Raw genomic sequence first — 15,287 nt, forward strand, 5'->3', positions numbered from 1 at the left:
TCCGGCGCATTTTGCCGGCCATGCGTCCTGCCCTCCTCGACCCTCTCTTCGCCTCCGTCGCAAGCCTGCCAGGCATCGGCCCGAAACTCGCCGATCTGATCGCCCGCGTCACCAGCCGCGAGGATGCCGACGACTGCCGGGTGGTCGACGTCCTCTTCCACGCGCCGTCGTCGATCATCGATCGTCGCAACCGGCCCGGCATCGCGCTTGCCCCGCAAGGCGCCATCGTCACCATCGAAGGCCGGGTGGACCGCCACCTGCCGCCGCCGCCCGGCAAGTCGAACATGCCCTACCGTGTGATCCTGCACGACGAGACCGGCGAACTGGCGCTGACCTTCTTCCGGGCCAAGGGAAACTGGCTGGAAAAGACCCTGCCGATCGACGAACAGGTTCTGGTCAGCGGCAAGGTCGACTGGTTCAACGGCCGCGCCTCGATGGTGCATCCCGACCTGATGATGAAGGTTTCCGAAGCCGGCGACATGCCGCTGGTCGAGCCCGTCTATCCGATGACCGCAGGCCTCGTGCCGAAGGTCATCCGGCGGGCCGTCGAAGGCTCGCTTGCCCGCCTGCCGGACCTGCCCGAATGGATGGACCTGCATTTCCAGCAAAAGCAGGGGCTGCCGTCGGTCGCCGATGCTTTCCGGGCACTGCACGATCCGCGCGATGCGCAGGATCTCGACCCCCAGACGCCGGCCCGCCGCAGGCTGGCCTATGACGAGTTCCTCGCCGGCCAGGTGTCGCTGGCGCTGGTGCGCCAACGGCTGCGCAAGGTTGCCGGCCGGCCGATCCGGGTCGATGGCCGGATCGGCGCGGAGATCGGTGCGTCGCTGCCGTTCTCGCTGACCGCCAGCCAGCAGGCGGCCATCGCCGATGTCCGCTCGGACATGGCCAAGGACGAGCGGATGCTGCGCCTGCTGCAGGGCGATGTCGGCGCCGGCAAGACGCTGGTGGCGCTGATGGCGATGGCCGATGCCATGGAGGCCGGCGGCCAGGCAGTGCTGATGGCGCCCACCGAAATCCTCGCCCGCCAGCATTTTGCAACAATCAGCCGGTTCGCCGCTGCCGTCGGCCTGAAGGTCGAGGTGCTGACCGGCCGGGTGAAGGGCCGCGAGCGCGACGAGGTGCTGGCCCGCATTGCGTCCGGCGAAGCGCAGATCATCATCGGCACCCACGCACTGTTCCAGGATGCCATCGTCTACAAGGACCTGATGCTGGCCGTCGTCGACGAGCAGCACCGTTTCGGCGTCCACCAGCGGCTTCGGCTGACCGCCAAGGGCCTGTCGCCGCACATGCTGGTGATGACCGCGACGCCCATTCCGCGCACGCTGGTGCTTGCCGCCTTCGGCGACATGGATGTCTCGAAGCTCACCGAGAAACCAGCCGGCCGCAAGCCGATCCAGACCGTCACCGTCCCGACGGAGCGGGTCGACGAGATCGTCGCACGGCTCCGGTCGGCGCTTGCCGAAGGCAAGAAGGCCTACTGGATCTGCCCGCTCGTCGAGGAGTCGGATGTGTCCGACCTGATGTCGGCGGAGGAGCGGCATGCCGGTCTGGCAAAGCTGCTCGGCCCGAAGGTCGGCCTCGTCCACGGCCGCATGACCGGGCCGGAAAAGGATGCCGTCATGGCCGCCTTCAAGTCCGGCGAGCTTCGCCTGCTGGTCGCCACCACCGTCGTCGAGGTCGGCGTCGACGTGCCGGACGCGACGATCATGGTCATCGAGCATGCCGAACGTTTCGGCCTGGCCCAGCTTCACCAGTTGCGCGGCCGAGTCGGTCGCGGCGATGAGGCATCCACCTGCATCCTCCTCTACAAGGGACCGCTCAGCGAGACCGGTCGCGCCCGGCTGTCGATCCTGCGTGACAGCGAGGACGGCTTCCTGATCGCCGAGGAGGACCTGAAACTGCGCGGCGAAGGCGAGCTGCTGGGCACCCGCCAGTCGGGCACGCCGGGCTTCCGGATCGCCAGCCTGGAAGCCCACGCGGATCTTCTGGAGACGGCCCGCAAGGATGCCACCTATCTGCTGGAAAAGGATCCGGATCTGACCGGTGAGCGCGGTCAGGCGCTGCGCGTCCTTCTTTACCTGCACCGCCGCGACGAGGCGATCCGCTTCCTGCGCGCCGGCTGACCGCGTGCTCGGTCCGCGCAAGAGCCGATTGTTCAAAAGCGTACGTCGTTTTGCCAAGACATCGATGGCTGGATGGTCCAAGTGACAGATGTCAAGTTTTGCACATTCGGGGTATGACCTGCCTCGACATTGACGGAGAACATCATGGCAGCCAAACGACCATATGGGATCAAGGAATATGATGCGCCGGCCGGCGGATGGGGCGCCTTGCGCGCAGTCGCCAAAACGCTTGCGCAGCAGCAGATCGTCGCCCAGGGCAGCGCAACGCTGATGAAGGCCAACCAGCCGGACGGCTTCGATTGTCCCGGCTGCGCCTGGCCCGATCCGCGGCATGCCTCTTCCTTCGAGTTCTGCGAGAACGGCGCCAAGGCGATCACCTGGGAATCGACCGCCAAGCGTGTCGGCCCGGAATTCTTCCAGCTGCACTCGGTGAGCGAACTCTGGGGCTGGACCGATCACCAGCTGGAGGATCAGGGTCGCCTCACCCATCCGATGATCTACGATCGCGAGACCGACCGCTATCAGACGATTGGCTGGGACGAGGCATTCGCGCTGATCGGTCAGGGTCTGAACGCGCTGGACAGCCCGCACCAGGCGGAGTTCTACACCTCCGGCCGCGCTTCCAACGAGGCCGCCTTCCTCTTCCAGCTGCTGGTGCGTGCCTATGGCACCAACAACTTTCCCGACTGCTCGAACATGTGCCACGAGGCGACCAGCGTCGGACTGCCGAAATCGATCGGCGTCGGCAAGGGCACGGTGCTGCTCGAAGATTTCGACCATTGCGACGCGATCTTCAGCTTCGGCCACAATCCCGGCACCAATCATCCGCGGATGATGGCGACGCTGCACGACGCCGCCCGCCGTGGCGTGCCGATCATCGTTTTCAATCCGCTGAAGGAACGGGCGCTGCAGAAATTCGCCTCGCCGCAGAACCCGGTGGAGATGGCCACCATGTCGTCGACGCCGATCGCGTCCGCCTATCACCAGGTGAAGGCCGGCGGCGACCTGGCGGCCCTGAAGGGGCTGATGAAGGCGGTCTTCGAGCGCGACGACGAGAGCCTCGCCGCCGACGGCAAGGGCGTTCTCGACCGGGCCTTCATCGCCGAGCACACGCTGGGACTTGAGACGCTGCGCGAGGATATCGACGCAACCTCCTGGGAAACCATCGTTACTGCGTCCGGCCTGACTCAGGCCGCCCTGCGCAGTGCCGCCGATGTCTACATCAACGCCAAGAAGGTCATAGCCTGCTATGGCATGGGCATCACACAGCATGCGCATGGCACCGACAACGTCCAGCAGCTTGCCAACTTCCTGCTCCTGCGCGGCAATATGGGCCGCGAGGGCGCCGGCATCTGCCCGCTGCGCGGTCACTCGAACGTCCAGGGCGACCGCACGGTTGGCATCACCGAGATCCCGACGGACGCGCTGCTCGACGGCATGCAGCGCGCCTTCGGCTTCCGTCCGCCGGCGGAGAAGGGTCACAATGCCGTGGAAACCATCGAGGCGATGATGGACGGCCGCTCGAAGGCGCTCATCTGCCTCGGCGGCAATCTGCCGGTCGCCATGCCGGACACCGAGACCTGTTTCGCCGCCATGCGCAAGCTCGACCTCTCGGTCCACATCGCCACCAAGCTCAACCGCTCGCATCTGCTGACGGGAAAGACGACCATCGTCCTGCCCTGCTTCGGGCGCACCGACCTCGATGTTCAGGCCTCTGGCCCGCAATCGGTCACGGTCGAGGATTCCATGTCGATGGTGCACGCCTCGCGCGGCTTCCTCAACCCGCCCGGCGAGCAGCTGCGCTCCGAGCCGGCGATCGTCGTCGGCATGGCCAAGGCGACGCTCGGCGACCGCTACGGCATCGACTGGGACGGCATGCTTGCCGACTATGACCGCATCCGCGACAAGATCGAAATCGTCTTCCCCGACTTTGCCGATTACAACCGCCGCGTCCGCGTCAAGGGCGGCTTCCGCCTCACCGTCGGCGCATCGGACCGGATCTGGAACACGACGACCGGCAAGGCGATGTTCCTCGTCGCCCGCGGCGTGGAGGAGGACGCAAGGCAGACTGCCGGCGATGCCCTGGTTCTGACGACACTGCGCGCCCACGACCAGTACAACACCACCATCTACGGCATGGACGACCGCTACCGTGGCGTCTTCGGCCGGCGCGACGTGATATTCATGAACGCCGAGGATCTGGCCGCTCGCGGCCTTGCGGAAGGTGATCGGATCGACATCCAGTCGCTGTGGACGGGCGACGGGCGCCAGCGCGGCGTCGAGGGTTTCACCGCCATCGCCTACGACATCCCCAAGGGCACCATCGCCGGCTATTATCCCGAAATGAACGCGGTCATCGCGCTTGGCGACCACGACGTGCGCTCCGGCACCCCGGCCTACAAGGGCGTCCCCGTCCGTGTCGTCGGATCTGCCGCGGCCTGATGACGACAAGCTGACATGAGAAAGGGCCCGGCGGAGTGATCCGCCGGGCCCTTTTGGTTGAAGAACGGGAGTTACTTGGCGGCCATGCCCGGCAGCGTGACGCGGAACACCTGGAACATGGTGTCGACGTCGGCGCCGCCCTCGGCCTTGTAGGCTGCACCCACCTGGAAGCCGTCCTGCGTCAGGAAATCGTTGTCATTGGCGACAAACAGGAAGTAGTCGTTCGGGGCTGCCGGATCGAGAACGCTGGCGATCGACATCGCTTCCCACTTTTCAGACAGGTTGTTGCGGTCGTTCGGCGCGCCGTTGTGCAGGCCGAAGCGAGAGAGCTCCTTGCTGTCGTTGAGGTCGATGAAGCTCTTCAGCGTCGCAGGCTTCACCGCTGCATCGACGACGCCCTTGGGCGCCACCGGCTTCATCGCATCGAAGTCGCCACTGGCGATATCCGTGGCGCCGGACAGGTCGACGAGTTCGATCTTCCGGTAGACGGAGGTGTCGCCCTTCAGTCCCTGGCCGTTGTTGCTGTCGCGGGCGAGCATCAGGAACGCCGTGTCCGACAGCACCAGGATCTCGCTCTGCGCGGCAACGGCCACCTTGCCCTTGTTGTCGAAGGTCGGCAGCGGCACGACATATTCGTGAACGAGCTTCAGCGCGTCGATATTCGTCGCATCGTAGACGAGCGCCCGGGTGTTCATCCGGGTCGAACCAGAATCGCCGCCATCCTGGCGCGCTGCCGATTGCAGGACGGCGATGACGAACTTGCCGTCCGGCGTCATCGACATGCCTTCGAGGCCCTGGTTGTTCTGGCGCCCGGTTTCGGGATCCTTCGGCTCCGGCTTCTTGCCCTCGGCATCGACGTTGTTGGACGAGAAGTTGGTCTCGCCGTTGCGCATCGGCAGCAGTGCCTTCGGCGGCTGGGTCGCCGAGACAAGCCGGCCATTGGCCGTAAAGCGGTAGATGTAGGGACCGTACTCGTCGCTGATCAGGAACGAGCCGTCGGCGAGACGGACGATCGCTTCCGGGTCGAGCGCCACCTTGCCGGTGCGGGCCTGCGGCAGGACGGGCAGCTTGCCCGATGCCGGACGGGTGCCGGCTTCCGGATCGAGCCCGGTCATGTTCTTGCCCTCACCGTCGGTCAGCAGGATGGTCTCGGCGAGCTTCGCCTCGAGACCCTTTTGCTGCGCCTCGGTGGACAGGTCGCCGGCCGCCGGCGTCAGGCGCAGGTCGATGCGGTTCAGGCGATCGTTGTAGTCGGTGGTACCCTCGACATTGTAGCCGCGGTCGGGCAGCAGCCACAGCGAACCGGCATAGGCGTCGCCATCCTTCTTCCAGCTCGTCGGATCGATTGCCATGCCCGAACCGGAGCCGAAGGTTTCGCCGAATTTGTCGCGCTGGCTGGCGGGAATGCGGCCGACGGCGACGAGGCCCTTGTTGGCGATGGTGACGCTGCCCGCCGATACCGTGGCATCAGCCATGGCTGCGAGCGGCGACAGGAAGACCGAAGCAGCCAGGGCTGCGGAAAGCGCAAATATGCGGCGCGGGTGCGTCATGATGGTTGTCCTTTGATCAAACCGAAAGGTCACCGCCAGCGCCCGACACAACGTCTTCGAACAGACGTGGCGTGGCCGGCGGTGATTGTCCCTGGCGATGTCTCTAGGCGCCCAACATGACGGCTACATGAACGTCGCGGGGCTCAGGCGACCGGCAGTCTCGGCTTCCAGTCGGGCGAGATCAGGCCGCCGGAGATCAGCAGCTTGGCCGCTTCCTCGGGGGTCATGTCGAGCATCATGATCTTGTCCTTCGGCACGAAGATCAGGAAGCCGGCAGTCGGCACCGGCGTCGGCGGCAGGAAGACGGCCATCATCTCCTGGCCAAGCTCGTTGAAGCGGGCCGCAAGCTCGCCCTGCGCTTCGGTCGCGATGAACACCAGCGCCCACGTGCCGGGACCGGGAAACTCGATCATGCCGACCTTCTTGAACGAGGTCGACTGGTCCTTCAGCACCGTCTCGAAGATCTGCTTGATGCTCCTGTAGAGCGTCCGCACCAGCGGCGTGCGGTGGACGATCGATTCGCCGAAGCCGACGACCGAGCGGCCGATCAGGTTCTTGCCGAGAAAGCCGATAGCCGTGATGAACACGACGGCGATCACCAGCCCCGTGCCGGGGATGGCGATGTCGAAATAGTACTGGGGATTGTAGCGCTGCGGAATATAGGGCGTGACCCAGCTGTCGGCCCAGTCGATGAAGGCGAAGGTCAGCCATACGGTGATGGCGATCGGTGCGCAGATGATCAGACCGGTCAGAAAATTGTTCCGCAACCGGCCGGCCACCGTTATTCGTTCCGGTTTATCCGTCATGCCCGTCCGTCATTCTCATGCTGCATTGCCGTCGAAGGCCGGTGAATGCGGACAATGCCGCAGGCCTTTCCGCCTCGCAAGTGCGCCAACGGGAAATAGTGAGACAGACCAGCGGCGCACGATCGGCGTGCCGCTGGCCCCCATCATTCCACCGTCACCGATTTCGCCAGATTGCGCGGCTGGTCGACGTCGGTGCCCATGAACACTGCCGTATGGTAGGCGAGCAACTGGATCGGCAGCGCGTAGATCATCGGCGAGATGACCTCGTCGACATTTGGCAGGACGATCGTCGCCATGGTCTCGAGCCTGGAGGCGGCCGCACCCTTCTCGTCGGTGATGAAGATGATCCTGCCGCCGCGGGCCGCCACTTCCTGCATGTTGGAGACCGTCTTTTCGAAGAACCGATCATGCGGGGCAATGACGATCACCGGCATGTTCTCGTCGATCAGCGCGATCGGCCCATGCTTCAGCTCGCCCGCCGCATAGCCTTCGGCATGGATATAGGAGATTTCCTTGAGCTTCAGCGCGCCTTCCAGGGCCAGCGGATAGCTGGTGCCACGGCCGAGATAAAGCACGTCCTTGAACCGTGACAGCTCGCGAGACAGGCTTTCCACCTGCGGCTGGACGAGGTTGAGCACGCTGCTCATGATGCGCGGCATCTCGATGAGGTGGCAGACCATCTCCTTTTCCTGCTCGGCACTCAGCGTCCCCCGCGCCCGGCCCGCCTGGATGGCGAGTGCCGCCAGCACCGCCAGCTGGCAGGTGAAGGCCTTGGTCGAGGCGACGCCGATTTCCGGACCGGCAAGGATCGGAAACACCGCGTCGGCCTCGCGGGCAATCGTCGATTCGCGCACGTTGACGACGGCGCCGATCGGCAGGCCTTCCTGCTTGCAGTAGCGCAGCGAGGCAAGCGTATCGGCCGTCTCGCCGGACTGCGAGATGAACAGCGCCGCCTGGGTCTTCGAGAGCGGCATTTCGCGGTAGCGGAATTCCGACGCCACATCGATCTCGACCGGCAGCCGCGCGTAGCGCTCGAACCAGTATTTGCCGACGAGGCCGGAGAGATAGGCCGTGCCGCAGGCGGAGATCGCCAGGCTCGTGACCTTGGAAAAATCGATCGCCTCGCCCTGCACCTTCACCGTGCCTGTCGAAAAATCCACGTAGTGGCTGAGCGCATGCGAGATGATCTCCGGCTGCTCGTAGATCTCCTTCTCCATGAAATGGCGATGGTTGCCCTTGTCGACCATCAGCGCCGCCGCCTGCGAAATCTGCATCTGACGGGAGACAGGCTTGCCGGAAAAGTCGGTGATCTCGACGCCACGCGATGTCATCACCGCGCAGTCGCCGTCCACCAGATAGGTGATCCGGTTGGTAAAGGGTGCAAGCGCAATCGCGTCCGAGCCCAGGAACATCTCGCCCTGGCCGTGACCGATCGCCAAAGGCGGGCCTGAGCGCGCGCACATCAGCGTGTCCGGATCGTCCTTGAACATCACCACCAGCGCATAGGCGCCGGTCACGCGGTTCAGCGTGGCAAGCATCGCCTGGTGGTTGTCCATGCCGTCGCGCAGATACTTGGCCAGCAGATGTGCGACCACCTCGGTATCCGTCTGGCTAACGAATATCGCGCCTTCAGCGGACATCTCGTCGCGCAGCTCGGAAAAGTTCTCGATGATGCCGTTGTGGACAATGGCGACGCCGTCGACGAAGTGCGGATGCGCGTTGGTCTCGTTCGGCACGCCATGCGTTGCCCAACGGGTGTGAGCGATGCCGATCGTTCCCGGCAGCGGCTCGGCGGCCAGCACCCGTTCGAGGTTGAACAGCTTGCCCTCTGCCCGGCGACGCTCCATCAACCCGTCATGAATGGTGGCAACGCCGGCCGAATCATATCCGCGATATTCGAGCCGCCGCAGCGCATCGACCAGACGTTCCGCCACCGGCGCCTTGCCGACGATGCCAACGATACCGCACATAGGATCCTCTTTCTGTCGATTTCACTGCGCGCACTCGTAGCGCAGCGGGCGCGCCGTGCAACATCGGCGGCGGTCAATTTGAATGTCGCATCGTAATGCGGATGGGTTAATGACCGGCTTTCTTCGCAGCCTTCACCGCCAGCGCCCGCTCGCGGATCGCAGTGGCGCGCCCGGGCTTCACCTCCTGGCGCGCACGACCGAACGCCAGGGCATTCTCCGGCACGTCGGTGGTGATGACGCTGCCCGATGCCACATAGGCGCCGTCGCCGATCGAGACCGGGGCCACGAGCGAGGAATTCGAGCCGATGAAGGCGTTTTCGCCGATCCGCGTCTCGTGCTTGTTCACCCCGTCGTAATTGCAGGTGATCGTCCCGGCACCGATGTTGGAACCGGCACCGATGACCGCATCGCCGATATAGGTGAGATGGTTGACCTTGGCGCCGGCGCCGATCTCGGCCTTCTTCACCTCGCAGAAATTGCCGACCTTGGACCCCTCGCCGAGATTGGCGCCGGGCCGCAGGCGGGCAAACGGCCCGACGGTGGCGCCCGCCGCCACATGCGCGCCTTCCAGATGCGAAAAGGCATGGATGACGGCGCCGCTTTCCACCGTGACGCCCGGTCCGAAGACGACATTCGACTCAACCAGTACGTCCTGTTCGAGCACCGTGTCGTGGGCGAGGAACACGGTTTCCGGCGCGATCATCGAAACGCCTGCGAGCATCAGCTCATGCCGCTGCCGCTGCTGCCAGCTTGCCTCCAGCAGCGCCAGTTCGGCGCGCGTGTTGCAGCCGGCCAGTTCCGCCTCCGGCGCATCGACGGCAACCACCCTGCCGCCCGCCGCGCGGGCGATCTCGACGAGATCGGTCAGGTAGTACTCGCCCTTGGCGTTCTTGTTGTCGATCTTCTCCAGCCATTCCAGGGCGCGCGCCCCGCTGATCGCCATCAGCCCGCTGTTGCACCAGGTGACCTTGCGCTCCTCGTCGCTGGCTTCCTTTTCCTCGCGGATCGCCACCAGCTCGCCGTTCTCGACCAGCAGCCGTCCATAGCCGGTCGGATTTGCGGTGCGAAAGCCGATGACGACGATGTCGGCGCCCTCGGCGAGCTTCGCCCGGGCGGCGAGGAAGGTCTCCGGCCTCACCAGCGGCACGTCGCCATAGGTCACCAGCAGGTCGTCGTAGCCGCGGGCAATCGCCTCGCGCGCCATCAGCACCGCATGGCCGGTGCCGCGCCGCTCGGTCTGCAGCACGGACGAAACCGCCATGCCATCCACCGAACCCGCCTGCGTCACCCGCTCGGCGTCGCGCCCGACAACCAGCACCGCATCGCTCATCTCGGCGCCGCGCACGGCCTGCATCACATGAGCGATCATCGGCAGGCCGGCGATCGGGTGCAGCACTTTCGACATCGACGACTTCATCCGGGTGCTGTCGCCGGCGGCGAGGATCACGGCGAGGCAGGTGCGGGTCATGCGGTTCTCCATCCAGTCTTCGGCCGCTTCTTATCAGCAGTCCCGGGCCTGCGCCAAGCGCCCGTGAGCGGTCTTCACCATTCGCATCGGCCACCGAACGCAAAAGGGCGCCACACGGGCGCCCTTCGCTTGATGGACAGACCGGCCGGCTTACTGCGGCAGCTTGTCGTCGACGCCTTCGACGTAGAAGTTCATGCCGAGCAGCGTGCCGTCCTCGGCCTTCTCGCCGGCCTTCAGCCAGGCGGAACCGTCCTGCTTGTTGATCGGGCCGGTGAAGGGATGCAGCTCGCCCGACTTGATCTTGGCTTCGGTTTCCTCGGCCATCGCCTTCACGTCGTCCGGCATGTTGGTGTAGGGCGCCATCGTCAGGATGCCGTCCTTCAGGCCGTCCCAGATCTGCTCCGACTTCCAGTTGCCGTCGAGCAGCGCCTTGGTGCGCTTGACGTAATACGCGCCCCAGGTGTCGACGATCGCCGTCAGCTGCGTCTTCGGACCGGCAGCGATCATGTCGGAAGCCTGGCCGAAGGCGAGGATGCCGCGCTCGGCGGCAACCTGCATCGGAGCGGTCGTGTCGGTGTGCTGCGTCAGGATGTCGACGCCCTGGTCGATCAGCGCCTTGGCGGCATCAGCTTCCTTGCCCGGGTCAAACCAGGTGTTGGCCCAGACGACCTTCAGCTTGAATTCCGGGTTGATGGACTTCGCGCCGAGCTCGAACGCGTTGATGCCCATCACCACTTCCGGGATCGGGAACGATGCGATGTAGCCGGCAATGCCCTTCTTCGACATCTTCGCGGCGATCTGGCCCTGGATGTAGCGGCCTTCGTAGAAGCGCGCATTGTAGGTGGAGAGGTTTTCGGCCGCCTTGAAGCCGGTCGCATGCTCGAACTTCACCTTCGGGAACTTTTCCGCCACCTTCACCGTCGCGTCCATGAAGCCGAACGAGGTGGTGTAGATCAGCGCGCAGCCGGAGCGGGCCATGCGCTCGATGGCGCGTTCGGCATCCGGACCTTCCGGAACGCTTTCGAGGAACGGCGTCTCCACCTTTTCGCCAAACGTCTTGTCGACCTGCTGGCGACCGAGTTCGTGCGCCTGTGTCCAGCCGCCGTCGGTGCGTGTCCCGACATAGACGAAGCAGACCTTGGTCTTTTCCTGAGCCTGTGCGCTGCCCGAAAAGCCGCTGATGGCGGCAGCCGTGGCGGCAAGTGCGATGATCAGCTTCTTCATTGTGTACCCCTGTTTGGCATGAAGCTTGGTGATGGTGGATGCCGCATTAGCGGTCGGGCACGAACGGTTTCCCGAGCGCGGCCGGCGTGTTGATGAGCGTCGTGCGGCGATTATGCGAGATGATGATGAGAACGACAATAGTAACGGCGTAAGGCAGCATCGACAGGAACTGCGACGGGATGCCGATGCCGAAGGCCTGCGCATGCAGTTGCAGGATGCCGACGGCGCCGAAGATGTAGCCGCCGGCCAGCACCCGCCACGGCCGCCAGGAGGCGAACACCACCAGCGCCAGCGCGATCCAGCCGCGGCCGGCAGACATGTTCTCCACCCATTGCGGCGTGTAGACGAGCGACAGCTGGGCTCCGGCCAGTCCCGCACAGGCACCCCCGAACATCACCGCCAGATAGCGGGTGCGCACCACATGGATGCCCAGCGCATGGGCGGAGGCGTGATTGTCGCCGATCGCTCGCATCTTCAGCCCGGTGCGGCTCTTGAACAGGAACCAGTTGACGCCGACGATCAGCGCGATCGACAGGTAGAAGGTGATGTCCTGGCGAAACAGCAGGCGCCCGACGAACGGGATGTCGGAGAGCAGCGGCACGACGATCGGCTGCAGCTTGACGCCCGGAATGCCGACAAAACTTTCGCCCAGCTGGCCGGAAAGGCCAAGCCCGAGGATGGTCAGCGCCAGCCCCGTCGCCACCTGGTTGGTCACCAGCGTCAGCGTCAGGAAGCCGAACAGCAGCGAAAACAGCGCGCCGCCGAGAATGCCGCAGGCAACGCCGATCAGCGGCACGCCGGTCAGGTAGGAGCCGGCGAAGGCGCAGACGGCGCCCATGATCATCATCCCCTCGACGCCGAGGTTGAGCACGCCGGCGCGCTCCGTCACCAGTTCGCCGATGGCGGCAATGACAAGCGGCGTGGCGGCGGTGATGATCGTCAGCAGGATGGCTTCCAGCATGGTCAGCTCCTCGCCTCGGACGGCACGCGGCCGCGGCCGGAAATGAAGCGCACGCGGTAGAGGATCAGCGTGTCGCAGGAGAGCACGAAGAACAGCAGCAGCCCCTGGAAGACGCGGGTAACCTTCTCCGAGATGCCGATCGACAGCTGTGCCGCCTCGCCGCCGAGATAGGTGAGCGCCAGCACGAAGCCGGAGGCGATGATGCCGAGCGGGTTCAGCCGTCCGAGAAAGGCGACGATGATCGCCGTGAAGCCGTAGCCCGGCGAGATGCTCGGCTGCAGGTGGCCGATCGAACCGGACACTTCCGAGATGCCTGCGAGACCGGCCAGCGCACCCGACAGCATCAGCGAGAACCACACCATCCGGCGCGCGGAAAAGCCGGCAAACCGCCCTGCCCGTTCCGAGCGGCCGAGCACCGAGACTTCAAAGCCCTTCAGCATGAAGCGCATCATGAACCAGACGCCGACGGCGGCGACGATGGCGAACACGATCGACCAGTGGGCGCGTCCCGATTCGAGCAGTTCAGGCAGTACCGCCTCGGGCGAGAAGCTGAGCGTGCGCGGGAAGTTGAAGCCCTTCGGATCGCGCCAGGGTCCACGCACCAGCCAGTCGAGGAAGAACTGAGCGATATAGACGAGCATCAGGCTGACGAGGATTTCGTTGGTGTTGAAGCGCGTCTTCAGCAGCGCCGGGATGGCGGCAAACAGCGCCCCGCCGATCGCTCCCATCACCAGCATCAGCGGCAGCACCAGCGGCGAATGCCATTGCGGCATCAGCACCGGCAGGATCGAGCCGGTGATCGCACCGATGGTGAACTGCCCCTCGGCGCCGATATTCCAGTTGTTGGACCGGTAGCAGACGGAAAGCCCGACGGCGATCAGGATCAGCGGCCCGGCCTTGATTGCCAGCTCGTGCAGCGACCAGACTTCCAGCAGCGGATCGATGAAGAAGCTGTAGAGGGCCGACAGCGGATCCTTGCCGAGCATCCAGAACATCAGCGCGCCGAAGGCGAGCGTCAGGAAAAGCGCCAGAAGCGGCGAGACGATCGAGAAAAGGCCGGAAGCGCTGGCGCGCCGCTCGAGCTCAATGCGCATGGGCGACCTCCGCCTGGCCGGTCGAATCGTGGATACCGCCCATCATCAGGCCGATCCGTTCCAGCGACAGGCTGCCGGCCGGATAAGGCTGCGACAGGCGGCCCTCCGAGATGACTGCGATCGTCGTTGCCACCTCGAAGATCTCGTCAAGATCCTGGCTGATGACGACGACCGCCGAGCCGGCGGCGGCAAGATCGATGAGCGCCTGGCGGATGCGGCTGGCGGCGCCCGCATCGACGCCCCAGGTCGGCTGGTTGACGACCAGCACCGACGGCTGGCGGTCGAGCTCGCGGCCGATGATGAATTTCTGCAGATTGCCGCCGGAAAGCGAGCCGGCGGCAGGATCGTCGCCGCTCTTGCGCACATCCATGACCGCGCAGATGCGCCGGGCGGCGCTGCGGATCGCCTCGTGGCGGATCACCGAGGCAAAGCCGCCCGACAGGAAGGCTCGCGAATCGGAGCGACAGCGCGACAGGAGCAGGTTGTCGGAGAGCGGCATGTCGGACACCGCCGCATGGCCATGCCGTTCCTCCGGCACGAAGCCGGCGCCCAGCAGCCGGCGGCCGTTGATCCCGGCGCGGCCGACGGCCTGCCCGCGGATGCGGATCGCTGCGTCCTCGGCGACCGGATATTCACCGGACAGGGCATCGAAGAGTTCGCCCTGGCCGTTGCCGGCGACGCCCGCAATGGCGAGGATCTCGCCGGCCCGGACGCTGATGGAAATGTCGCGGAGGTTGATGGCGAAGGGCGTGCGGGCCGGAACCGTGAGGCCGCTGACCTCGATCAGAGCCGCGCCGCCCTCTGGCAGCGTCGCCCGCGTCACGCCGGCGACGTCGGAACCGACCATCATCCGCGCCAGCGATGCCGGCGTCTCGCGCTTCGGATCGCAGGCGCCGGTAACCTTGCCGTGGCGCAGCACGGTGGCCCGGTCGCAGATCCGCTGCACCTCTTCCAGCCGATGGCTGATGTAGAGCACCGACCGACCTTCGGCCTTCAGCTTGAACAGCGTCTCGAACAGCCGGTCGGCCTCCTGCGGCGTCAGCACCGAGGTCGGTTCGTCGAGGATGATCAGTTTCGGGTTCTGCAGCAGTGCCCGGACGATCTCGATGCGCTGGCGCTCGCCGACCGACAGATCGGCGACATGCGCGTAAGGATCGAGCGGCAGGCCGTAGGCGGCAGACAGGCTGGCGGCCTGTTCGGCGATCTTTGCCAGCGGGATCTTCGGGTCGAGCGACAGGGCGATGTTTTCCGCCACCGTCAGCGCTTCGAACAGCGAGAAATGCTGGAACACCATGCCGATGCCGAGCTCGCGTGCCGCACCCGGCGAAGCGATGGAAACTGGATTGCCGGACCAGACGATCTCGCCGGCGCTCGGCTGCAGAACCCCGAACAGCATCTTGACGAGCGTCGATTTGCCGGCGCCGTTTTCCCCGAGCAGCGCATGGATCTCGCCCCCGGCAATCGACAGGTCGATACCGCTGCAGGCGGCGAACGAGCCGAAATACTTGGTCAGGCCCCGAACCTGAAGAAGCGGCGCGGCTTCCGGATGCTGCGCGTCAGTCACTCAAATCCCCTCATTCACCTCGTGCCTGCCTTCTCCGAGGCTTGTCTGGCGACGATGTGCCGTGTGTTGGCCGGCACACGCC

At 65.3% G+C, this 15,287-nt stretch carries 10 protein-coding genes; 2 read left to right on the forward strand and 8 right to left on the reverse strand.

The window, feature by feature from the left end; genetic code table 11:
* The first annotated feature begins 20 nt into the window (after positions 1–20).
* Positions 21–2,126 (forward strand): ATP-dependent DNA helicase RecG, encoded by a 2,106-nt coding sequence (gene recG / locus AAIH46_RS01275; RefSeq protein WP_430303697.1) that lies wholly within the window; start codon positions 21–23, stop codon positions 2,124–2,126.
* Positions 2,127–2,270: 144 nt separating this feature from the next.
* Positions 2,271–4,568, forward strand: coding sequence for an FdhF/YdeP family oxidoreductase (locus AAIH46_RS01280; RefSeq protein WP_430303699.1), 2,298 nt, complete (start codon positions 2,271–2,273; stop codon positions 4,566–4,568).
* Between the two features lie 71 nt (positions 4,569–4,639).
* Here the strand turns inward: AAIH46_RS01280 and AAIH46_RS01285 are convergent, their stop codons facing one another.
* The 8 genes from AAIH46_RS01285 to AAIH46_RS01320 form a co-directional block, all read right to left on the reverse strand.
* Positions 4,640–6,118, reverse strand: coding sequence for an esterase-like activity of phytase family protein (locus AAIH46_RS01285; RefSeq protein ID WP_430303700.1), 1,479 nt, complete (start codon positions 6,116–6,118; stop codon positions 4,640–4,642).
* 143 nt (positions 6,119–6,261) lie between these two features.
* Positions 6,262–6,924 carry a DUF502 domain-containing protein gene (locus AAIH46_RS01290; RefSeq protein ID WP_430303701.1) on the reverse strand — a complete coding sequence of 221 codons (663 nt, stop codon included), beginning with the start codon at positions 6,922–6,924 and terminating at the stop codon, positions 6,262–6,264.
* A gap of 143 nt (positions 6,925–7,067) precedes the next feature.
* The gene (gene glmS, locus AAIH46_RS01295) at positions 7,068–8,894 is read right to left on the reverse strand and encodes a glutamine--fructose-6-phosphate transaminase (isomerizing) (RefSeq protein WP_430303702.1); all 1,827 of its coding nucleotides are present in this window, start codon (positions 8,892–8,894) and stop codon (positions 7,068–7,070) included.
* A gap of 106 nt (positions 8,895–9,000) precedes the next feature.
* The gene (gene glmU / locus AAIH46_RS01300; protein ID WP_430303703.1) at positions 9,001–10,362 is read right to left on the reverse strand and encodes a bifunctional UDP-N-acetylglucosamine diphosphorylase/glucosamine-1-phosphate N-acetyltransferase GlmU; all 1,362 of its coding nucleotides are present in this window, start codon (positions 10,360–10,362) and stop codon (positions 9,001–9,003) included.
* 150 nt (positions 10,363–10,512) lie between these two features.
* A complete protein-coding gene (locus AAIH46_RS01305) occupies positions 10,513–11,586 on the reverse strand; it encodes a BMP family ABC transporter substrate-binding protein (protein ID WP_430303704.1) in 1,074 nt (357 codons plus the stop codon).
* A gap of 46 nt (positions 11,587–11,632) precedes the next feature.
* On the reverse strand, positions 11,633–12,553 hold the full coding sequence (locus tag AAIH46_RS01310; protein WP_430304955.1) for an ABC transporter permease: 921 nt from the start codon (positions 12,551–12,553) through the stop codon (positions 11,633–11,635).
* A complete protein-coding gene (locus tag AAIH46_RS01315) occupies positions 12,550–13,641 on the reverse strand; it encodes an ABC transporter permease (RefSeq protein ID WP_430303705.1) in 1,092 nt (363 codons plus the stop codon). Before AAIH46_RS01315 ends, AAIH46_RS01310 begins: the two co-directional genes overlap by 4 nt.
* Complete coding sequence (locus AAIH46_RS01320; RefSeq protein ID WP_430303706.1) at positions 13,631–15,205, reverse strand: ABC transporter ATP-binding protein; 1,575 nt, start codon at positions 15,203–15,205, stop codon at positions 13,631–13,633. Before AAIH46_RS01320 ends, AAIH46_RS01315 begins: the two co-directional genes overlap by 11 nt.
* Positions 15,206–15,287 lie beyond the last annotated feature (82 nt).

The organism is Rhizobium sp. 0TCS1.26 (genome assembly GCF_050455525.1).
In the GTDB taxonomy this organism is placed as follows: domain Bacteria; phylum Pseudomonadota; class Alphaproteobacteria; order Rhizobiales; family Rhizobiaceae; genus Neorhizobium.